At 67.4% G+C, this 21,483-nt stretch carries 20 protein-coding genes; 11 read left to right on the top strand and 9 right to left on the bottom strand.

Features of this window, described 5'->3' with window-relative positions; genetic code table 11:
- The first annotated feature begins 129 nt into the window (after positions 1-129).
- A complete protein-coding gene (locus FHY18_RS02760) occupies positions 130-729 on the top strand; it encodes a hypothetical protein (protein WP_259150866.1) in 600 nt (199 codons plus the stop codon).
- Positions 730-754: 25 nt separating this feature from the next.
- On the opposite strand, the gene FHY18_RS02755 is transcribed toward FHY18_RS02760, so the two are convergent.
- A complete protein-coding gene (locus FHY18_RS02755; RefSeq protein ID WP_259150862.1) occupies positions 755-1,414 on the bottom strand; it encodes a methyltransferase domain-containing protein in 660 nt (219 codons plus the stop codon).
- 325 nt (positions 1,415-1,739) lie between these two features.
- Here FHY18_RS02755 and FHY18_RS02750 point away from each other — a divergent pair, with 325 nt between their 5' ends.
- Positions 1,740-3,365, top strand: coding sequence for a hybrid sensor histidine kinase/response regulator (locus tag FHY18_RS02750; protein ID WP_259150861.1), 1,626 nt, complete (start codon positions 1,740-1,742; stop codon positions 3,363-3,365).
- 241 nt (positions 3,366-3,606) lie between these two features.
- Here FHY18_RS02750 and FHY18_RS02745 read toward each other — a convergent pair whose 3' ends face one another.
- The 8 genes from FHY18_RS02745 to FHY18_RS02710 all read right to left on the bottom strand — a co-directional run bounded on the left by FHY18_RS02745 (position 3,607) and on the right by FHY18_RS02710 (position 9,821).
- Positions 3,607-4,029: a DUF6691 family protein gene (locus tag FHY18_RS02745; RefSeq protein WP_259150860.1), complete on the bottom strand. Its 423-nt coding sequence runs from the start codon at positions 4,027-4,029 to the stop codon at positions 3,607-3,609.
- A complete protein-coding gene (locus tag FHY18_RS02740) occupies positions 4,029-4,466 on the bottom strand; it encodes a YeeE/YedE thiosulfate transporter family protein (RefSeq protein ID WP_259150858.1) in 438 nt (145 codons plus the stop codon). The genes FHY18_RS02745 and FHY18_RS02740 overlap by 1 nt, the downstream gene beginning before the upstream one ends.
- 1 nt (position 4,467) lies before the next feature.
- Positions 4,468-4,824: a metalloregulator ArsR/SmtB family transcription factor gene (locus FHY18_RS02735; RefSeq protein WP_259150857.1), complete on the bottom strand. Its 357-nt coding sequence runs from the start codon at positions 4,822-4,824 to the stop codon at positions 4,468-4,470.
- A gap of 380 nt (positions 4,825-5,204) precedes the next feature.
- On the bottom strand, positions 5,205-5,480 hold the full coding sequence (locus FHY18_RS02730; protein ID WP_259150856.1) for a DUF3658 domain-containing protein: 276 nt from the start codon (positions 5,478-5,480) through the stop codon (positions 5,205-5,207).
- 120 nt (positions 5,481-5,600) lie between these two features.
- The gene (locus FHY18_RS02725; protein ID WP_259150854.1) at positions 5,601-5,879 is read right to left on the bottom strand and encodes an oxidative damage protection protein; all 279 of its coding nucleotides are present in this window, start codon (positions 5,877-5,879) and stop codon (positions 5,601-5,603) included.
- A 21-nt stretch (positions 5,880-5,900) separates the two neighbouring features.
- Positions 5,901-6,974 (bottom strand): A/G-specific adenine glycosylase, encoded by a 1,074-nt coding sequence (gene mutY / locus FHY18_RS02720; RefSeq protein ID WP_259150852.1) that lies wholly within the window; start codon positions 6,972-6,974, stop codon positions 5,901-5,903.
- Positions 6,975-7,300: 326 nt separating this feature from the next.
- Positions 7,301-8,920 carry a signal recognition particle-docking protein FtsY gene (ftsY, locus tag FHY18_RS02715; RefSeq protein WP_259150851.1) on the bottom strand — a complete coding sequence of 540 codons (1,620 nt, stop codon included), beginning with the start codon at positions 8,918-8,920 and terminating at the stop codon, positions 7,301-7,303.
- 184 nt (positions 8,921-9,104) lie between these two features.
- Entirely contained in the window at positions 9,105-9,821 is a 717-nt protein-coding gene (locus FHY18_RS02710; RefSeq protein ID WP_259150850.1) for an AraC family transcriptional regulator, read from the bottom strand.
- 160 nt (positions 9,822-9,981) lie between these two features.
- On the opposite strand from FHY18_RS02710, the gene FHY18_RS02705 reads away from it, so the two are divergent.
- The 9 genes from FHY18_RS02705 (at position 9,982) to FHY18_RS02665 (ending at position 21,378) form a co-directional block, all read left to right on the top strand.
- Positions 9,982-10,920: a proline racemase family protein gene (locus tag FHY18_RS02705; protein ID WP_259150849.1), complete on the top strand. Its 939-nt coding sequence runs from the start codon at positions 9,982-9,984 to the stop codon at positions 10,918-10,920.
- On the top strand, positions 10,920-12,146 hold the full coding sequence (locus tag FHY18_RS02700) for an FAD-dependent oxidoreductase (protein ID WP_259150843.1): 1,227 nt from the start codon (positions 10,920-10,922) through the stop codon (positions 12,144-12,146). The genes FHY18_RS02705 and FHY18_RS02700 overlap by 1 nt, the downstream gene beginning before the upstream one ends.
- Positions 12,143-12,388 carry a (2Fe-2S)-binding protein gene (locus FHY18_RS02695; protein ID WP_259150842.1) on the top strand — a complete coding sequence of 82 codons (246 nt, stop codon included), beginning with the start codon at positions 12,143-12,145 and terminating at the stop codon, positions 12,386-12,388. Before FHY18_RS02700 ends, FHY18_RS02695 begins: the two co-directional genes overlap by 4 nt.
- Complete coding sequence (locus FHY18_RS02690; RefSeq protein WP_259150840.1) at positions 12,381-13,694, top strand: FAD/NAD(P)-binding oxidoreductase; 1,314 nt, start codon at positions 12,381-12,383, stop codon at positions 13,692-13,694. Before FHY18_RS02695 ends, FHY18_RS02690 begins: the two co-directional genes overlap by 8 nt.
- Complete coding sequence (locus FHY18_RS02685) at positions 13,691-14,599, top strand: dihydrodipicolinate synthase family protein (protein ID WP_259150839.1); 909 nt, start codon at positions 13,691-13,693, stop codon at positions 14,597-14,599. The genes FHY18_RS02690 and FHY18_RS02685 overlap by 4 nt, the downstream gene beginning before the upstream one ends.
- A gap of 190 nt (positions 14,600-14,789) precedes the next feature.
- On the top strand, positions 14,790-16,385 hold the full coding sequence (locus FHY18_RS02680; RefSeq protein ID WP_259150838.1) for an aldehyde dehydrogenase family protein: 1,596 nt from the start codon (positions 14,790-14,792) through the stop codon (positions 16,383-16,385).
- Entirely contained in the window at positions 16,382-17,581 is a 1,200-nt protein-coding gene (locus tag FHY18_RS02675) for a Xaa-Pro peptidase family protein (protein ID WP_259150837.1), read from the top strand. The genes FHY18_RS02680 and FHY18_RS02675 overlap by 4 nt, the downstream gene beginning before the upstream one ends.
- A 117-nt stretch (positions 17,582-17,698) precedes the next feature.
- Positions 17,699-19,516, top strand: coding sequence for a DUF885 family protein (locus FHY18_RS02670; protein WP_259150834.1), 1,818 nt, complete (start codon positions 17,699-17,701; stop codon positions 19,514-19,516).
- Complete coding sequence (locus FHY18_RS02665; protein ID WP_259150833.1) at positions 19,513-21,378, top strand: DUF885 family protein; 1,866 nt, start codon at positions 19,513-19,515, stop codon at positions 21,376-21,378. Before FHY18_RS02670 ends, FHY18_RS02665 begins: the two co-directional genes overlap by 4 nt.
- Positions 21,379-21,483 lie beyond the last annotated feature (105 nt).

The following is a 21,483-nucleotide window of genomic DNA, read 5'->3' as shown; positions in this document are numbered from 1 at the left end:
TGTCCGCTCCTGAGCGGTGTCCAGGTAGGCATCGTCATCGAGCGTGTGGTCGAACCGCAGGCATCGCGCGACTGCAAGCATGGCCGGCTATGCTTGCGCGCTCGACGCAGACCAGATGAGGGAACGGCCATGACAATGCGATGCTGGTGGTGGACGGCGGCAATGGCAATGGCGCTGCCAGCTGGCGCCGCCACGCTGCCTGCAGGTGCTGCCAAAGTATTGCCTGCCGGGCAGTCGGTGATGCGTGTTGCCAGCGCAGATCTCACTGGCGACGGCCGGCAGGATTATGTGGTCGCGTTGCGTGCATCCGCAGAACAGACGCTGCGTGCGGATGGCCGCGCGGCGCCGGCGCGGACCTTGGTGGTTCTGGTTGCGACCGCAGACGGTGGCGTTGTCGAAGCTGCACGCAATACGCGGGTGATCTTCAAGGCCGACGAGGGCGGCCAGTGCGATCCGTTTCTGGATGACGAACAAGGCCTGGTGGCCAAGGGCGCCTACTTCACCGTGCAAAATGGAGTGGCCTGCGGCCAGCACTGGACCGACTACATCACCTTCCGCTACGACCGCACGCGCCGTGCATTCCTGTTCCACAAGCGCGTGATCGAGGCCTGGGAACTGAATACCGACGACACACCCGACGCCGATGCGCTGCGCCTGAGCGAGCACAAGGAGATGAAGGCCGATCCGCGCAAGCCGGTGCTGTTGTCCGACTACACGCCTGCGCCCTGAGGCGGTGCCCTCGGCCGCCTGCCGGTCACCAGTTGTCCATCTTGCGGCGATAGACGAACAGGCGCGGGGCCTTGGCCACCTGTGCCGAGGCCTGGCGTTCGCCGGCGATCAGCGAGAACCCGATATCGGCCAGCATGCGCGAAAGCGCGTTGGCGTTGCCGCGGCCAGGGTCGCTCACCACGATCTCGCACGAGGGCCTGGCCAGCCCCGGGATCAGCTTGGCCAGCATGGTGGCGTGGCGGGTTTCGTAGAGCACGTCGCTGGCGATGATCATGTCGAACTGGCCCATGTTCGAGGCGCCCGCGTCCCAGTCGAGTCGGCGGTACGGCACCGAATCCAGCGCGTTCAGCGCGGCGTTGTACGCCAGAAACACCTCTGCCAGCGGGTGGTGATCGCTGGCCACCACGTCGGCGCCGCGTTTGCGCAAGACCAGGCTCGCCAAACCCAGGCCGCAGCCGAGCTCGAGAATGCGCCGGCCTTCCACCTGTCGCGTCGCCATCGCTTCGGCCAGCAACCGGCCTGCCGGCCACACCTGGCCGAACAGGCTCCACTGCGCCGAGGAAATGCCGGCGTCGGCGGCTGCGTCGTCGGGGTCGGCAAATTGCTGCTTGTCCGTCAACGCGCGGATGACGTAGGTCTGCTGCCCGAAGGTCAGCTCGTGGATCTGGGTCTGATAGCCCGGCATGGTGGCGTCGCCTGGTCGCCTGGCGCGCACGCCGGCGTGGGAGAAGGCGCGCGCGACGCATCCGACACGGCGGGACGACGGCGCAGGAGCTGCGAACTGCATGGGCATGCTACGGCAAAGCAGCGTGGGCGCACGCAGGTGCCTGGCGGCACCGACGTGTTGCGTTAAGCAGCTGCGTTGCCCGCAATGCGCCGCTACGCGGGAGGGCTGCATTTGGTTGCATTGGCGCGCGCAGCCGTACTGGAAAGGCTCATCGATGTGAGGGATTAGCTCACCGGACCCAACTAAACTGTCATCACGGGAATGGCCCCGCGGAGAACATCACTTGAACGATACCCGTCACGGAGAGCTACGGGCGCCTCATATCAGCGAATCTCGCAGCCTGCCTGTGGAGAAGCATCGCTCGGATATCTTTTTTGCCGCGGTGGAAACCACGCGGATGCCGATGACGGTCACCGACCCGCACCTGCCCGATAACCCGATCGTGTTCGCCAACCGTGCGTTCCTGGAAATGACCGGGTATTCGGCCGATGAGATCATCGGCAACAACTGCCGTTTTCTGCAGGGCCCGGATACCGATCCGGCCAGCGTGCAGGACGTGCGCGAGTCCATCGAACAACGCCGCGAATTTGCCACCGAGGTGCTGAATTACCGCAAGGATGGTTCGTCGTTCTGGAACGCGCTGTTCGTCTCGCCGGTGTTCGACGAGCAAGGCAACTTGGTCTACTTCTTCGGTTCGCAGCTGGACGTAAGCCGTCGCCGCGATGCCGAGGACGCCCTGCGTCAGGCGCAGAAGATGGAAGCGCTGGGGCAGTTGACCGGCGGCATCGCGCACGATTTCAACAATCTGCTGCAGGTGATGTCCGGTCATCTGGAAGTGATCCAGATGATGGTCACCGGCGATGCCGCCAAAAACGCCGAGCGCATCGCCTTCAGCGCCGAACATGCCGCAACCGCTGCGGCAAAGGCGGCCACCCTGACGCAGCAATTGCTGGCGTTTTCGCGCAAGCAGAAATTGCGGGGCCGGGTGGTCAATCTCAATGGCCTGGTGTCGGGCATGAACAACATGGCCGAGCGCGCGCTCGGGGGCGGCATCAGCCTGCGGCAGTCGCTGGAAGAGGGGCTGTGGAACTGTCAGATCGACACCACCCAGGCCGAAGTGGCGCTGTTGAACGTGCTGATCAATGCACGCGATGCGATGGCGCAATCCGAGCGCAAGGAAGTGACGGTGCAGACCCAGAATGTGGAAATCACCAGCCACGATCTGGCCATGCATCACCAGCTGGCGCCGGGCCGCTATGTGAGCATTGCCGTCAGCGACACCGGTTCGGGCATGCCGCCGGAGGTCGCCAGCCGCGTCATGGAGCCGTTCTTTACCACCAAGGACGAGGGGCAGGGCACGGGACTGGGGCTGTCGATGGTGTACGGCTTCGTCAAACAGTCCGGCGGCACCGTGCGCATCTACAGCGAAATGGGCGAAGGCACCACGGTGCGGCTGTATTTCCCGGCATCCAGCGAGTTCGAAAACGACCTGCAGGCCGTCAAGAGCCGTGCCATCGACAAGGGCGGCAACGAAACCATCCTGGTGGTGGAAGACAAACAGGACGTGGCGGTGGTGGCCAGGATGTTCCTGGAAAACGCCGGTTACCACATCCTCTCCGCAGCCAGTGGGCGCGAAGCGATCGAGTTGCTCGAGCAGCACCCGGACGTGGATGCGTTGTTCACCGATCTGATCATGCCCGGCGGCATGAACGGCGTAGTGCTCGCGCGCGAAGCGCGCCGCCTGCTGCCCAGGATCAAGGTGTTGCTCACCACCGGTTATGCCGATGCCAGCATCCAGCGCACCGACGTGGGCGGGGCGGAATTCGATGTGGTCAACAAGCCCTACACGCAGAAGGAATTGCTCAAGCGCATCCGCATGTTGCTGGATGGGCCGACCGGCGTGGGCTGAGGACGTCCTCGTACCCGGTGACGCTACCGCGCTGCGGCAGCGTCGCCGATGCGGTCGGGGTGGCCGATTGGCTGCTGCTGCAAGACCGCAGTGATCACGCAGCGTGACCGTGGAAACCCCGCGACCATCGGTAAACCTGCGTTGGAGGGTGTGCGAATGCACGCAAGGCTTGGCCGTGGTTTGCACTGCCGATGACCGGCGATGCAGTTGCAGCGGTTAGCGGTGCGATCTGCGAGGCGGATCAGGTTCGGCGCGCCGTCGATACAGCAGGTGCAGCCCGCATGCCGATCAACATCGCCAACACAAACACCAGACTGGACGGCTGCAGTGCAGCCGCGCCCAGCAGTGCCGGCGCCGGGCACAGCCCCACCAATCCCCAGCCGATGCCGAACAGCGCGCTGCCCCATAGCAGTGGGCCGTCGATCTGCCGGTGGCTGGGCAACTGCAGCGATGCACCACGCAGTGTTCGACCACGTCGCCGCGCCCACCAGAACGCAGGCGCCGCGACGCCGATGGCGCCGAGCATGACCAACGCAAGCGAAGGGTCCCAGCGGCCGGCGACATTGAGAAAACCCAGGACTTTGTCCGGATCGGCCATGCCTGAGAGCAACAGGCCGATCCCGAAGATCAGCCCGGCGATCGCGCTGCTGAGAACCCGATTCATCAGACGCCCCGCAACGTGGCGAGCAGGGCATGGGTGGCGATCGCCGCGCCCATGAACACGGCGGTGGCGATCAGCGAGCGCCGTGCGCCACGCGCGATGCCGCACACCCCATGCCCGCTGGTACAGCCACCGCCCACGCGCGCACCGAATCCCACCAGCAAGCCTGCGCCGATCAACCACCACCATGTCGCTTGCGACTGCATGGAAGGCAGCGGCCGCACGACGGCCCACAGCGGCACGGCACCGAGCAACCCGAGCACGAACGCGCCCCGCCAATTGCGTTCATCGCGGCCCTGGCGCTGCAGCAAGCCGCCGACGATGCCACTGACGCCGGCAATGCGTCCTTCAAACACCAGTAGCCACGCGGCGGCAAGGCCAATCAGGCCGCCCCCGGCCACTGCGCTCAAGGGGGTGAAATTGCTCCAGTCGACAACCATGTCAGTCTGGCTCCGCTGTGCCGCAGACGCTGGCATACAGGGCCTGCATCACCGCAAGCACGTCGTCGCTGGCGAGTTGGTAATAGATGTATTTGCCCGCGCGACGGGTACTGACCAGGCCTTCGTCGCGCAGAACGCCCAGTTGCTGCGACAGCGTGGGCTGCGCGATGGCCGTGGCTGCCTGCAGTTCGCCGACATTGCGCTCGCCCTGGGCCAGCTGGCAGAGCAACAGCAGGCGATCCTCGTTGGCCATGGCCTTGAGCAAGCCACAGGCGCGCCCGGCCGACGCGCGCAGGCGCTGCATGCTGGCAGGATCGGCGCGAAAACGTGGCAGTGCAGGCGTGGCATGGGTCGGCATGCCATTCAATCTACTTAAAAATATAATGTGTAGCAATAGAATGTGAGGGGCGGAGGATGTGGCCGGCCGCGTACCGGAATCTCGACCTCCGCGCTGCCACACCAGCGCAGGTCGGCAATGCACGCAGGCGCTCAACCGCTCGGTACGCGCGCAGCGCAGCGGGCGAATGAGCTGTGCCGCAACTCGGGCTTGGTGACCTGACGCGGCTTAGAAGGCGTGGCGAGCAGTCGTCAGGTGAGTGTGGGCGGTGCGTAGAACGCCGGGTGCGTGCCGCACCGCGCGCAGTGCGCGCCGTCTGGCGGTGAGTGCAGTCGTGTTGTCAGCAGCGCTTGGGCGCTGGAAGCCGCGCGCTGCATGACGCAGTTGTCAAGGCGGGTGCTTCAGCGTGCGTGTGGCGCAGGCGTGGCAAGGCGCACCTCGCCGTGTCGCCAGTCGGTCATATCGCCCGCAGCCTCGAGCCGACCGTCGCGAACAAGGCCGGCAATGCGCTGCGCAACCTGGTCGGCCGCGTCCGCGACGTCGGCCAGATTCAACCGCTCGTCGGTGAGGGCTTTCGCAATGACCATCGCGACCTTTTGCCACTGCGCGTCGACAGCCCCGGTGATAAACGCATCGATTGGGCGCGGCTCAATGCCGGATGGGCCAGTGCTCGTCATCGTGAATCACCACTTCCTATTCCCGGGGCCTGGCCACAGGATGCGTGATCCCGCGTTGCGGCGATCGACTCGCTGCCTCGCTGCCGACCCCCACCCGCAACATCCCAGTCCGCGCGCCAACTATTCCTCGCCAAGTGGCGCCACATAGCCCTCGGGCTTATCGGCATTGCGCTCGAACAGGAACTTCTGCAGTTCGGCTTCGAGAAAGGCGCGATGCTTGGGGTCGCGCGGCGATAGCCGGTTTTCGTTGATCAGCATGGTCTGGTGCGCAAGCCATGCCTGCCACGCGCCCTTGCCGATCTGCGCGAAGATGCGCTGACCGAGTTCGCCGGGATAGGGCACGAAATCCAGGCCGTCGGTATCGCATTGCTGGTACTGGCAGAACACGGTGCGGGACATGCGAACTCCTTTGAGGCGTGCTTAAAGCGTGTCGAGCAATTTGCGGATCGGCGCCGGCAAGCCCAGCGAGCCGAGATCGGCGCGGGCGACCCAACGCAGATCGTCATTGTCGCGCACCGCCGCGCGCAGTGCGACCTTGCGCAGGCGCAACGGCTGCAGATGCAGGCGGTAATGGCTGAAGGTGTGCACGATCGGCGCCATCTCGTCGGCGCGCTCGTAGTCGCCATCGAGATGCGTGGCGAACCAGGCGCGCATGCCGCTGTCGGTGTCGGCCTGCGGCAGCGTCCACAGCGAGGCCCAGATGCCGGTGGGTGGGCGGCGCTGCAGCAGGACATGGCCTTGCGCGTTTTCCAGCAGCAGGGCGGTTGCTTCGCGCTCGGGCAGGACCTTGCCCGGTTTGGGCGTGGGCAGCGCCTCCACCAGGCCCTCGCGGCGGGCAACGCAGGCATCCTGCAACGGGCACAGCACGCAGGCCGGTTTGGCGCGTGTGCACAGCGTGGCGCCGAAATCCATCTGTGCCTGCGTGTAGTCGGCCAGGCGGCCGTCGGGTACATGCGCGACATGCGTTGCCGCCAGCTGCCACAGCTGCTTTTCGACGGCCGGCAGGCCGGGGTAGCCGGCAATGCCGTGGAAGCGCGTCATGACGCGTTTGACGTTGCCATCCATGATGGGAAAACGGTCGTTCCACGCCTGGCTCAGGATCGCACCGGCGGTGCTGCGGCCGATGCCGGGCAGCGCGAGCAATGCATCGAGGTCGCGCGGCAGCTCGCCATCGTGCAAGGCGACGCATTGCTTGGCGGCCGCATGCAGATTGCGTGCGCGTGCGTAGTAACCCAGCCCTGCCCAGTGGGCCATCACCGTGTCGTTGTCGGCTGCCGCCAGATCGGCAAGTGTCGGGAAGCGTGCGACAAACTTCTGGAAGTAGGGAATGACCACGGCAACCTGGGTCTGCTGCAGCATGATTTCCGACAGCCAGACCCGATACGGCGCCCGTGGATGTTGCCAGGGCAGATCGTGACGCCCGTGGCCGTCGAACCAGTGCAGCAACGGGGCGACGAAAGCGTCGACGGATGAAGTGGCGAGATCTGCGGGCATGAGGTCTGCTGGCGGTGAAGGAGGGCGGTGCGGGGCACACGCGCGGTCGTGCGGTGGCGAGCTCAGTGCAGTGGAAACGCCATACCCACCCGGCACCGCCGGCAGAACAAGCCTGCATCAACAGCCCAAAGCGGGGCCCGAGGTGCATGGGAGTCAGACACCGCCACATCGCTGCACTGCGTTGCACGTAGCGAGGCGGGCATGTCGTGCGCGAACTCCAGCACGCGTTTGGCGCGCGACCAGCCTTGCGACACCTGCTGCACCGTGCAGCCGGCCTGCCACGCGCTTGCGTACAGGGGCTGCAGATGCGGGCAGGCGTCAGCCACTCAGCTGCCCAAGGCGTCCGGCAGCAAGGCGTCGACGAAGGCGACCGGGTCGAACACGCGCAGATCTTCCGGGCGTTCGCCGATGCCGGCAAACCGGATCGGAATGTTGAACTCGCGCGCCAGTGCGAAGACCACGCCGCCCTTGGCGGTGCCATCGAGCTTGGTCACCACCAGGCCGGTGACGCCGACGGCGGCATGGAACTGGCGCAGCTGCGAAATGGCGTTCTGGCCGGTGGTGCCGTCGATGACCATCAGCACTTCGTGCGGTGCGGCGGGGTCGATCTTGCCGAGCACGCGGCGGATCTTGCCCAGCTCGTTCATCAGCCCGGTCTGGGTATGCAGGCGGCCGGCGGTGTCGGCGATCAGCACATCCGTACCGCGCGCCTTGGCGGCCTGCAGCGCATCGAAGGCCACCGAGGCGGCATCGGCGTTCTGCCCTTGCGCGATCACCGCCACGCCATTGCGATCGCCCCAGGCCTGCAGCTGCGCCACCGCGGCGGCGCGGAAGGTGTCGCCGGCGGCCAGCATCAGGCTATTGCCCTCATCCTTGAAGCGCTTGGCCAGCTTGCCGATGGTGGTGGTCTTGCCGACGCCGTTGACGCCGACGGTGAGCACCACGAACGGCTTGACCGAGCGGTCGATCACCAGCGGTTTTGACACCGGCTGCAGCAACGCGATGAGATCGGTGCGCAGCGCCTTGAACATGGCCTGTGCGTCGACGAACTCGCGCGACTTCATGCGCTTGCGCAGGCCTTCGATCAAGGCGGTGGTGGCGCCGATGCCAACGTCGGCGGTGATCAGCGCGGTTTCGATCTCGTCGAGCAGATCGTCGTCGAGCTTGGGGTTGCGCGAAAACAGGCCGCCGAAGCTGCGTGCGAAGGTGCTGTTGCGCAGCCGCTCGCGCCAGCCCGGTTTGCCGGCGGGTGCGGCAGGTAGTGCGTCGTGCTGGCCGACGATGCTGTCGGTGTCCTGCGTCGCAGGCGTCGGGCTGCCGACGATGACCGGTGCGGTCACGGTCGGTGTCGCGCTTGCCGCAGGGACTGCGGCGGGCGGAGTGGGCGCGGTCGGCGTTGCGGCAGGCGTCACCACCACCGGCGGGGCGGCGATCGGCGCGGCAGTCACCGGTGCCGGCGCCGACGGCGTGGTCGCCTGCGATGGCGTTGCAGGGTGCGTGGGGGGAGCGACAGGCGTCGTCGGTGCGCCCTGAGGCTGCACAACGACGGGCGCCACCACCACCGGGGTCGGTGCGGTGGGCGCGGCAGCCGGGGCCGGGTCCGGCAATGCCTGCAACGCAGACGGCGCGGCAGGTGTGGGTGCGGCCGGCGCGCTCGGCACGGCGGCGATGCTCTGCGCCTGGCCGGTACGGGCTGCAATGTCGCGTGCAAGCGTATCGGCCGGTGCCGCCGGTGCGGCGGTTTCCGCTGCCGGGGCAGGCGTCATGGGCGGCGCTGCGGCAGGCACTGTGCCGGACTGCGCAGGCGGCGTGGACTCGACCGGCGCTGCGGGCGTGGCGGCCGAGGGTGCGGTGGGGAATGCGGCTGCCAGTTCTTCCAGGCTATAGCGCGAGGTGCGCGAGCTGTCGGGCGCGGTGGGCTTGTTGCGGCGGAAAAAACTGGCCATTGGCAACGCAGTAGGGGAAACCCGGAATTCTACCATCCGGGTCCCGGATCACCTTGACGCGTCCTTCAGCGATGCACTGCTCCAGGGCGAGCGGAACGCGCTGCGAGGGCGCTCCCAATCCTGCCGAATTCGGCATTTGTGCCAGCTATGTGTCAGCGTCCGATTGCAGCGTGCAACCAGCTCTTCACAGCTGACCCTTGAGCGCACGGTAATCGCGCGGGGTCATGCCGACGGTGGCCTTGAACTGGCGGGCGAATGCGCTCTGGTCGGCGAACCCGCAGCGTTGGCCGATGCTGGCGATGCTGTCGTCGCCGTACAGCAGGCGCATGGCCGACTCGATGCGCAGCTTGGTCAGCAGTTGCTGCGGGGTGACCTGGAACACGCGACGGAAGTGCCGCTCCAGCTGCGCGACCGAGAGCCCGGCAAGATCGGCCAGCGCCTGCACGCGCAGGTTGTCGCCGAAGTTGGACTGCATGTGTTCCATGACCTGGCTCAGCCGCTCGTACGCCGAATGCCGGCTATCGGGCTGACCCAGATCGCGCGAAATACCCACCACGCCAATCACCTCGTTGGCCTCGCATAGCGGGCGTTTGAAGGTCAGGCACCAGCCCGGCAAGCGGTTGGGATACAGATGCACCTCCAACTGGTTGTCGATGAGCTCGCCCTGCAGTACGCGGCGGTCCTGCATCATGTAGCTGCCGCCCAGCGGCAACGGAAACACTTCCAGCGGCGAGCGGCCGATGATCTCGCTGCGCAGCTTGCGCCCGAGCCGCCGTACCAGGGTGAGGTTGCAATGGGTGTAGCGGCCCTCGCTGTCCTTGATGAAGAACACCACGTCCGGCAGTGCATCGAACAGCGTCTGCATTTCCAGTGCGGGAAGGTTGAGGTCCATCAGGGTCATGGTAGCGATCACGATTTGACGGCTGCACGGTGGTGCAACCCAGGCTTGATCCTAGCGTAAACGCGCGGCCGTGAAGCGGGTTGGCGATTGTGCAGATTTCCGCATTTTCACTTCGCATTGAACGCTAGTCGTCCGCGGGCCGGCAATGGGAGCATGAGCCATGCACACCATCGACGTCATCGACTCCCATACGGCCGGCGAACCCACCCGCGTGGTCCTGGCCGGCTTCCCCGATCTGGGCGATGGCGACCTGGCGCAGTGCCGCGAACGCTTCCGCCAGGACTTCGACCACTGGCGCAGCGCGGTCGCCTGCGAGCCGCGCGGCTCGGACACCATGGTTGGCGCCTTGCTGTTGCCGCCGCGCGACCCTGCCGCCTGCACCGGGGTGATCTTCTTCAACAACGTCGGCTACCTGGGCATGTGCGGCCACGGCACCATCGGGGTGGTGCGCACGCTGGCCGAACTGGGGCGCATCGCGCCGGGCCAGCACCGTATCGAAACCCCGGTGGGCACTGTTGGGGTGGAACTGGCCGACGATGGCACGGTGTCGGTGGACAACGTCGAGAGTTACCGCGCCGCCGCCGGTGTGGAAGTGGACGTGCCCGGCCACGGCCGGGTGCGCGGCGATGTGGCCTGGGGCGGCAACTGGTTCTTCATCACCGAGCAGGCGCCGTGTGCGCTCGACCTGGCGCATCAGCGCGAGCTCACCGCCTATACCGAAGCGATCCGGCTGGCGCTGGAAGCGGCCGGGATCACGGGTGAGGCGGGTGGCGAAATCGACCATATCGAAGTCAATGGCGCCGCCCCGGACGGCAGCGGCGTGGCGCGCAACTTTGTGCTATGCCCCGGGCTGGCGTACGACCGTTCGCCCTGCGGCACCGGCACCAGCGCCAAGCTGGCCTGTCTGGCCGCAGACGGCAAGCTGGGCGAAGGCGAGCGCTGGGTGCAGCAAGGCATTCTGGGCAGCGCGTTCGAGGGTAGCTATCGCCTGAGCGGCCGCGGCATCGCGCCACGCATCAGCGGGCAGGCGTACATCACCGCGCGCTCGCAGCTGATCGTCGATCCGGCCGATCCGTTCGCCTGGGGCATCGTGGCCTGATGCAGGCGTCGCCGCCCGCGCCGGATGCGTTGGCTGCGCCGTCGAACGGTTCGGCCGCGGCTGCACCGCATCGCGCTGCCGGTGCGGATTGCAAGCCATCTGCCGCCTCCACGCGACGCAGCTACGACCTGATCGTGATCGGCGCCGGCATCGTCGGCGCTGCCTGTGCCGAAGCCGCGGCAGGCGAGGGCCTGCGTGTGGCGATCGTCGAGCCGGGACCGATCGGCGGCGGTTCGACCGCCGCGGCGATGGGGCATCTGGTGGCGATGGACGACGACCCGGCCGAGCTGGCGTTATCGGCGTATTCGCTGCGCTTGTGGGAGCGCTTCGCGCAATTGAGCGAGGCCGAATTCAGTCGCTGCGGCACGCTGTGGGTGGCGCGCGATGCGCGCGAACTGGCGGCGGTGCCGGCCAAGATCGCGCGGCTGGCGGCGGCCGACCTGCACGCAGAAGCCATCGATGCGCAGCAGTTGTATGCCCTGGAGCCGCAGCTGGTGGCCGGGCTGGCCGGCGGCATGCGGGTGCCCAACGAGGCGGTGGTGTATCCGCCGCGGGTGGCGCGCCACCTGGTGGGCCTGGCCTGCAAGGCCGGTGCGCAGCTGTTTGCCGGCCGTCGGGTGACGCAACTGCAAACCCGGGGCGTGTGCCTGGACGATGGCCAGCTGCTGTCCGGGCCGGTGCTGGTCGCCAGCGGTGTCGCGTTGCCGGGGTTGCTGCCCGAGCTGGCGTTGCGCCCGCGCAAGGGCCATCTGGTCATCACCGACCGGCATCCCGGTTTGATCCGGCATCAATTGCTGGAGCTGGGCTATGCCGATTCGGCGCATGGGGCCGACACCACCAGCGTGGCCTTCAATGTGCAGCCGCGGCCGACCGGGCAGATCCTGATCGGCTCCTCGCGCCAGTTCGGCGAACACGATCGCGCGCTGTCGATGCAGGTGCTGCAGCGGATGCTGCAGCGGGCATTTGCGTATCTGCCGGTGTTGCGCGAGCTGCAGGCGATCCGGGTGTGGACGGGTCTGCGTCCGGCCACCCCGGACGGGCGCCCGTATCTCGGGGCGGTGCCCGGCCGGGCCGATGTGTGGGTGGCAGCGGGGCATGAAGGGCTGGGGGTCACCACGGCGCTGGGGAGCGCACGGGTGATCGTGGATAGCCTGCTCGGGCGCACGCCGGCCATCGACCCGGCGCCGTATGCCCCGGCGCGCGCCGTGCAGGGGGCCGTGGCATGAGCGCCATGGTCCGCCTGTACGTGGATGCGCAGCCGGTGGACGTGCCCGCCGGCGCCAGCGTGGCAGCCGCGGTGGCGCAGGCGACGCTGCAGTTTCGCCAGTCCAGCAGCGGTCAGCCGCGGGCACCGTTATGCGGCATGGGCGTGTGCTTCGAATGCCGCGTCCGCATCGACGGCGTTGCGCAGCAACGCGCATGCCTGGTGGATGTGCACGAGGGCATGCAGGTGCGTACCGATGGCTGAGCGCGTGCTGCATTTCGATGTGCTGGTGATCGGCGCCGGACCAGCCGGTCTGGCGGCGGCGCAGGCCGCCGCCGGCCATGGCGCGCGCGTGGGCGTGGTGGACATGCAGCCGCGCGCGGGCGGGCAGGTGTGGCGCAGCGACGTGCACCACGGTGCGCCGGCCGATGCGCGTGCGCTGCTGCGGCAGGTGCAGGGCAATGCCGCGATCAGCCTGCTGACCCGCACGCAGATCCTGCTTGCCCAGCCAGGCTGGCTCTTGGCCGATGGCCCGGATGGCGCGCTGCAACTGCATTACGCCGCGCTGGTGCTGGCCACCGGCGCACGCGAATTGCTGTTGCCGTTTCCGGGCTGGACCTTGCCCGGCGTTACCGGCGCAGGCGCGGCGCAGGCGCTGGCCAAACAAGGCTGGCCATTGCGCGGCAAGCGGGTGCTGGTGGCCGGCAGCGGGCCGTTGCTGCTGGCCAGTGCGGCCACCTTGCAGCGACATGGCGCGCAGGTGCTCGGCATCCACGAGCAGACCGGCGCTGCAGCGTTGCGTACCTTCGCTGCGCAGTTGTGGCGCTGGCCAGGCAAGGCTGCGCAGGCGGTGGCGCTGCGGCTGCAATTGCATCGCGTTGCCTATCGCGCCGGCAGCGTGGTGGTGGCCGCCTATGGCGATACGCAGCTGCGCGAGGTCGAGATCGACGGCCCTGCCGGGCGTACCCGCGTGGCCTGCGATCAGCTCGCCGTGGGGTACGGGCTGGTGCCGAATGTCGAACTGGCGCAGTTGCTGGGTTGCCAGCTGGAGCCGTGCGGTGCGCATCAGCAGGTGCAGGTCGATGCGTTGCTGCGCACCAGTGTCGTGCAGATCTTCGCAGCCGGCGAAGCCTGCGGCATCGGCGGGCGCGATTGCGCGCTGGTCGAAGGCGCGATGGCCGGGCACATGGCCGCCGGCGCACCCGATCATGCACTGCGGTTGCAGCCGCGTCGGCGCGCCGTTCGCGCGTTTGCGCAGCTGCTGCAACAGCAGTTCGCGCTGCATCCACGCATCCGCGCGCTGGCGCAACCGGACACGCTGGTCTGCCGCTGCGAAGACGTGCCGCTGGGCGCGCTGGACGCGTTTTACGACGCACGCGATGCCAAGCTGGCCTCGCGTTGCGGCATGGGCGCCTGTCAGGGCCGCATCTGCGGTAGCGCACTGGCCGAACTCGGCCGTTGCCCGCCCGATCTTTCCACCGACGCCGGCCGCCGGCCGCCGTTGTTCCCGGTCCGCCTCGCGGCGCTGGCCGACTCGTTCACTTCCGACTCGCAAGGGAATCATCCATGAGCATCGCTACGTTCTGGCACGGCGTGTTGCCGGCCATCACCACCCCGTTCACCGCCTCCGGTGAGATCGATCACGACTTCCTCGGCAAGCACGCCAACCAGCTGGTGGATGCCGGCTGCACCGCGATCGTGCCGCTGGGCTCGTTGGGCGAAGCGGCCACCCTGAGCGTGGACGACAAGCTGGCGATCCTGCGCACCCTGGTCGCTGCCTTGAACGGCCGCGTGCCGGTGGTGCCGGGCATCGCCAGCCTGGCGACCGGCGAAGCGGTGGCGCTGGCCAAGGCCGCCAAGGAGATCGGATGCGGCGGCTTGATGGTGCTGCCGCCCTACGTCTACTCCACCGACTGGCGCGAGATGGGCGCGCACGTGCGCGCGGTGATCGGCGCGACCGATCTGCCGGTGATCCTGTACAACAACCCGGTCGCCTACAAGACCGATTTCGGCCCGGCGCAGATCGCCGAGCTGGCGGCCGAATTCCCCAACCTGCAGGCGGTGAAGGAATCTTCCGGCGATGTGCGCCGTTTCGCGGCATTGCAGGAATTGCTGGGCGATCGGCTGGCGCTGCTGGTCGGCATGGACGATGCCATCGTCGAAGGCCTGAGCATGGGCGCCAAGGGCTGGATCGCCGGCCTGGTCAACGCCTATCCCGCCGAATCGGTACGGCTGTTCGAGCTGGCGCGCGATGGCGGTTACCCGGCCGCCAAGGAGTTGTACAACTGGTTCCTGCCGCTGCTGCGCCTGGATACCGTGCCCACCTTCGTGCAGCTGATCAAACTGGTGCAGGCAAAGGTCGGCCTGGGGAGCGAGCATGTGCGCGCACCGCGGCTGGTGGTGGCCGGCGCCGAGCGCGAGGCTGCGCTCAAGGTGATCGACCATGCGATCGCCACCGCGCCTACGTTGTCCTGATCACGCAGGCACCATGACGCTGCGCGACACGCCGATCTGTCAGCGTGTCGCGCAACCACGTCGCCGTGTGCGCAGCGACGTGCGCTGATCGATGCGGATGTCGCGTTTGCTGCGGCATCCGCATCGGCCCCTTGGTCGGCCGCTGTCGCATGCTGCGCACAGGTCGATTCCATGCAATGAAGGTGCCGCAATGAACGAGACGATCCAACCCATTCTGCTGGCCGGCCAATGGCAGCCCAGCCACGCTGCGACGGGCAGTTTCCGCGCCGCCAACCCGGCGACGGGCGAGCCGATCGGGCCGCTGTTTCCGGTCAGCAGTGCCGAGGACATCGAAACCGCGCTCACCGCCGCGCAAGCGGTCGCCGCCGAGCTGGCTGCCGCACCGGTCGAGCGCATTGCCGCGTTTCTGGACGCGTACGCCGATGCGCTGGATGCCGATGCCGACACCCTGGTCGCACTCGCGCATGCAGAAACCGCATTGCCAGCGCCCACGCGCCTGCGCGGCAACGAGCTGCCGCGCACCAGCGGTCAGTTGCGCCAGGCCGCAAACGCGGTGCGCAGCTACAGCTGGACCACCCCCATCATCGACAGCAGCGCCGATCTGCGCTCGCATCTGGCGCCGCTGGGCAAACCGGTGCTGGTGTTTGGCCCCAACAATTTCCCGTTCGCGTTCAATGCGATCGCCGGCAGCGATTTCGCCTCGGCCATTGCCGCGCGCAACCCGGTGATCGCCAAGGCGCACCCGCTGCATCCGGCCACCAGCCAGCGCATGGCGCAGCTTGCGCACACAGCCTTGCTTGCGGCGGGCCTGCCGGCAGCGGCAGTGCAGTTGCTGTATCACTTCGACAACGCGGTCGGCGTTCGGCTGGCCGGCGATGCGCGCCTGGGCGCGATCGGGTTTACCGGTAGCCGCGCGGGCGGCCTGGCGTTGAAGGCTGCTGCCGATGCGGCTGGCGTGCCGTTCTATGCCGAGCTCTCGAGCGTCAACCCGGTGTTCCTGTTGCCGGGCGCACTGGCCGAGCGCGGCGAAGCCCTGGCGCAGGAATTTTTTGCCTCATGCACCTTGGGCAGCGGCCAGTTCTGCACCAATCCCGGCGTGGTGGTGGTGCCGCACGGCGCGGCGGGCGATGCATTCGTCGCGGCCACCAAGGCGCATTTCGAAGCGGCCCTGCCGATGGTGCTGTTCTCGGCCGCAGGGGTGGATGGCGTGCAACGTGGCGTGGCGAGCTTGCGCGCCGCCGGCGCGGCGGTGCTGGCGGGGGGGCACACCGGCGAGGACGGCTACCGCTATGCGCCAACCTTGCTGAGCGTGGAGGCACCGGCGTTTCTGGCCAACCCGCACGCGCTGCAGACCGAGGCATTCGGCCCGGTGAGCCTGCTGGTGCGTGCGCAGGACGACGCGCAGATGGCGCAGTTGGCCACCGCATTCGAAGGCAACCTGACCGGCACGCTGTATCGCGCCGTCGATGGCAGCGACGATGCGGCATGGCAGGCCATCGCCCCCGCGCTGCGTGCGCGGGTGGGGCGGTTGATCAACAGCAAGATGCCGACCGGCGTGGCGGTGAGCGCGGCGCAAAACCACGGTGGCCCGTTCCCGAGCACCGGGCATCCGGGATTCACCGCGGTGGGCATGCCGGGCGCGATCCGCCGCTTTGCCGCCTTGCACAGCTACGACGCCGTGCCCGATGCCTTGCTGCCGCCGGAACTGCGCCAGCGCAATCCGGGCGGCGTCGCGCGGCTGGTCGATGGGCAGTGGAGCACGGCCGATCTTGGAGCGGGCACATGAGCGCGCAGATCGGTGGCCTGTCGCTGGAACAGGCGCATGCGCAACTGGTGCCGTGGGCGCAGCGCGCCGCGCCGATCGCCGCGGCCGAGTACGCGCAGCGCATCGAACGCGCACGTGCGCTGATGCGCGCGCACGGCGTGGATGCGTTGTTGATCGGCGCCGGCACCTCATTACGCTATTTCACCGGCGTGCCATGGGGCGCCAGCGAGCGGCTGGTCGCCGCGTTGCTGACCCTGCAGGGCGACCCGGTGCTGCTCTGCCCGGCATTCGAGGAAGGCTCGCTGGATGCGGTGCTGCAGGTTCCGGTGGCCAAATACCTGTGGGAAGAACACGAAGACCCCTACGCGCTGGTGGTGCAGGCGATGGACGATCGCCATGCGCACGCACTGGCGCTGGACCCGGGCATCGCCTTCGCCGTGCATACCGGCTTGCGTGCGCATCTGGGCACGGCCATCCGCGATGCCGGCGCCATCATCGACGGCTGCCGCATGTGCAAGTCGCCGGCCGAACTGGCGCTGATGCAGCAGGCCTGCGACATGACCTTGCTGGTGCAGCGGCTGGCCGCCGGCATCGCGCACGAGGGGATCGGTACCGATCAGCTGGTGCGCTTCATCGATCAGGCGCATCGCGCGCTGGGCGCGGACAACGGCTCGACCTTCTGCATCGTGCAGTTCGGCCATGCCACCGCATTTCCGCACGGCATTCCCGGCGTGCAGCAGCTGCGCGAAGGCGAGCTGGTGCTGATCGACACCGGTTGCACCGTGCAGGGCTACCACTCCGATATCACCCGCACCTGGAGCTACGGCACGCCCAGCGATGCGCAACGGCGTATCTGGGACCTGGAGCAGGCCGCGCAGGCGGCGGCGTTTGCGGCGATCCGCCCAGGCCTGGCCTGCGAGGCAGTGGACCAGGCCGCGCGCACGGTGCTGGAGGCGGCCGGGCTCGGCCCCGATTATCGTTTGCCCGGTCTGCCGCATCGCACCGGCCATGGCTGCGGCCTGGCGATCCATGAAGCGCCGTATCTGGTGCGCGGCAATGCGCAGCCACTGCGGCCGGGCATGTGCGCCAGCAACGAGCCGATGATCGTGGTGCCCGGCGAGTTCGGCGTGCGCCTGGAAGACCACTTTCATGTCACCGATGCCGGCGCGCAGTGGTTTACGCCACCGTCGCCGGCGATCGATCAACCGTTTGCGTGAACCTGTATGGGCCCACGCACGCGTAGGAGCGCGCTTGCGCGCGATTGGCGTTACCGATAAAGCCTCATCGCGCGCAAGCGCGCTCCTACGGCCGCCATTGCATCTTGGAGCAACTGCATGAACCACCTGCGTCCTGTCGCCATCGGCCTGCTGGCCGCCGCCTTGTTCACTGCCTGCAAGCCGGCGCCGCCGGCAACGGAAACGGCGGTTGCGGCCCCCTCCGCGCCAACCGGCGAACAGGCCGCCACAGCCTTCGATGCGCTGCTGGACAAACAGTGGCAATACCAGCTGCAGCACAACCCCGAGTTCGCCAGCATCATCGGCGACAAGCGCTATAACGACCGCTGGAGCGATTACTCGCTGGAGGCCGTACAGGCCGACCGCAGCGCCACCGCCGAGCTGCTCAAGCAATTCGAAGCGATCGACAGCAAGACGCTGGATGCGCAACGCCAGCTCAGCCTGCAGATGATGCTCGGCCAGTTGCGCGACAAGCTCGAAGGCATCGACCTGAAAACCTATGCGATGCCGCTGGAGCCGATCGGTGGCGTCCAGCTGGGGCTGGCCGGCTACGGCGATGCGTTTCCGTTCGAAAACCCCAAGGACTACCAGGATTACATCAAGCGCCTGCAGACGATTCCAACGGTGATCGATCAGGTGATCGCGGTGTCGCGGCAGGGTGCGAAGGAGGGACTGGTGCAGCCGCGGTATCTGCTGGAGCGCCTGCCCGAGCAGATCGACAAGATCGCCGCGCTGACCGGCGAGCAGAGCCCGTTCGCTTCGCCGCTGAAAAAGCTCGATGCCGCCGTGCCGGCCGATCAACGCGCTGCGCTGCGCACGCAGCTGCTTGCGGCGATCGAGCAACAGGTGCGTCCGGCCTACGCCAGGCTGACGGCGTTCGTGCGCGACGAATACGCCGCTCAAGGCCGCAGTTCCGAAGGCATCTGGTCGCTGCCCGACGGCGAACGCCGCTATCGCTACGCCATCCATACCCAGACCACCACCGACATGGCGCCGGAGCAGATCCATCAGATCGGCCTGCAGGAAGTGGCGCGTATCGAAGGCGAGATGGCGGTGATCGCCAAGGCGCAGGGCTTTGCAGACCTGGCCAGCTTCCGCAAGGCGGTGGACACCGACAAGCGCCACTTCGCCAGCTCCGGCGAACAGATCCTGCAGCAGTACCGCCAGTACATCGCCGCGATGGAGCCGGAGTTGCCCAAGCTGTTCGGCCATCTGCCCAAGACCGCGCTGGAGGTACAGGCGATGCCGGCGTTCCGGCGGGCTGCGCCCGGCGCCGAATACTGGCAAAGCAATCCGGAAGGCACCAAGCCGGCGATCGTGAAGGTCAACACCAGCGACTACGCCAGCCGCACGCTGGTCAATATCGAAACCACTGCCTATCACGAGGGCGTGCCCGGCCATCACCTGCAGATCTCGCTTGCGCAGACGCTGCCGTTGCCGCCGTTCCGCCAGCAGGCCGGCTACAACGCCTATATCGAAGGCTGGGCGCTGTACGCCGAACGCCTGGGCAAGGAGATCGGCTTCTTCAAGGACCCGTACAACGACTACGGCCGGCTGTCCGGCGAGTTGCTGCGCGCCAATCGGCTGGTGCTCGATACCGGCGTGCATCACAAGCGCTGGAATCGCCAGCAGATGGTGGATTTCTTCCACGCCCATCCATCCGACGATGAGCCCAGCATCCAGTCCGAAACCGATCGCTACATCGTCTGGCCGGGGCAGGCGCTGGGTTACAAACTGGGGCAGCTGCAGATTCTTGCGCTGCGTGCGGAGGCGGAAAAAGAACTCGGCGACCGCTTCGATGTGCGCGCCTTCCACGAGGCGGTGCTTGGCGGCGGCGCGATGCCGCTGGCGATGCAGCAGCAGCGCGTGCGCCAGTGGATCGCGCAGGCCAAGGCGGCGCCGGAGGCACGCGGATGAAGACCAGCAGCGTCTGGCGCGCGAGCGCATTGAGTGTGTTGATCGCTGCCAGCCTGGGCGGCACCGCAATGCAGGCGCAGGCCGCAGCGCCCGCAGCCACCACGCAAGACAGTGCAGCGGCACGCTTCAAGGCGCTGTACACGCGCGAATGGCGCTGGCGCCAGGCGCAGCTCTCCGGCGCGGTGGACGAAGACAATCAGGCCACGCAGGAGCAGCAGGCCGATCATCTGCCCAAGGTGGACGTGGCCACGCAAAACCTGCGCACCGCGTACTGGCAAAAGGCCTTGGCCGAGCTGGATGCGATTCCGGCAGCGCAGTTGCCGGCCGAGGAGCAGGTGAGCTACCAGGTGTACCGCCAGCAACTGCAGGTGCTGCTGGATCAGCAACGCTTTCGCGCCTGGGAAATGCCGTTCAACAGCGACTCGGCGTTCTGGAGCGACCTGGGCTTCAGTGCCGAAGCCAAGCTGCGCACGCGCGAGGACTACCAGCGCTATCTGACGATGCTGGCCGATATCCCGCGTTACTTCGCCGAGCACACCGACAATATGCGTGCCGGTCTTGCGCGGGGATTCAGCCAACCCAAGGTCACGCTGACCGGGCGCGATGCGTCCATCGCCGATGTGGCGCAGGCCAAGGGCGAGGCCAATGCGTTCTACGCGCCGTTTAAACAGATGCCGGCGACGCTGCCTGCCGATGTGCAGGCGCAATTGCGGCAGCAGGCAGTGCAGACCATCGACGCGCAGGTGGTGCCGGCCTATGCGCGATTGCTGGACTTCATCCGCACCGAGTACCAGCCGCGCGCACGTCCCACGCTTGCCGGTGAGGCCTTGCCCGATGGCCAGGCCTACTACCGCGCGCAGATCCGCGAATTCACCACGCTGGACCTGAGCCCCGAGCAGATCCACCAGATCGGCCTGGAAGAAGTCGCCAAGCTGCGCAAGCAGATGGATGCCACCATCGCCGAGAGCGGCTTCAAGCCGCCGGCCGGGCAGGCGGTGTTTCCGGCGTTCCTGCACTTTCTGCGGACCGACCCGCAGTTTTATGCCAAGACGCCGGAAGAGCTGCTCAAGCAGGCCGCGTGGATCGCCAAGCGGGTGGATGCCAAGGTGGGCGATTACATCGGCCGCCTGCCGCGCCGTCGTTTCGCGATCAAGCCGGTGCCACCGGAACTGGCGCCGTTCTACACCGGGGGCCGTGGCGGTCCGGGCATCTACCTGGTCAACACCTACAACCTGCCATCGCGGCCGTTCTACAACCTCACTGCGTTGACCTTGCACGAATCCTCGCCCGGCCACGCGCTGCAGATGCCGCTGGCCGCAGAAACGCGGGGGCTGCCGGAGTTTCGCCGCTACGCCTACATCTCCGCCTACGGCGAAGGCTGGGCGCTGTATTCGGAGTACCTGGGGCAGGAAATGGGCATGTACGACACGCCCTACGATCGCTTCGGCTATCTCACCTACCAGATGTGGCGCGCGTGCCGGCTGGTGATCGACACCGGCATCCACCACAAGGGCTGGACGCGCGAACAGGCGCAAGCCTACCTGCGCGACAACACCGCGCTGAGCGAGCACGAAGTCACCACCGAGGTGGACCGCTATATCGCCTGGCCCGGGCAGGCGCTGTCGTATTACCTGGGCGAGTTGAAGATTCTGGAGCTGCGCCGCAAGGCCGAAGCGGCGTTGGGCGAAAAATTCGACCTGCGCCATTTCCACGATGCGGTGCTGCAGACCGGCTCGGTGCCTCTGCCGGTGCTGGAAGCGCGTATTGATCGCTTCATCGCCGATGGCGGCGTGTCGCCGTATCCGGAGGACGCTGCGGCAGACACGGCCGATGCAGGGGCAGGGGCCGCTGCCGATGATTGAGTTTCTCCACGCGTGTTTTCACCCAGGTGCCAGGCGCGTGTGGCTGTTGCCGGCACGCGCCCGCCTGCGCAAGACCACCGTGCAGTGCTGAGCACAGTGCAAATC

Source organism: Xanthomonas sp. 3793 (assembly GCF_024806835.1).
GTDB classification, from domain to species: Bacteria; Pseudomonadota; Gammaproteobacteria; order Xanthomonadales; family Xanthomonadaceae; genus Xanthomonas; species Xanthomonas arboricola_F.
Note: the sequence above shows the minus strand (reverse complement) of the source record. Positions and strands in the feature narration are given on the sequence as shown.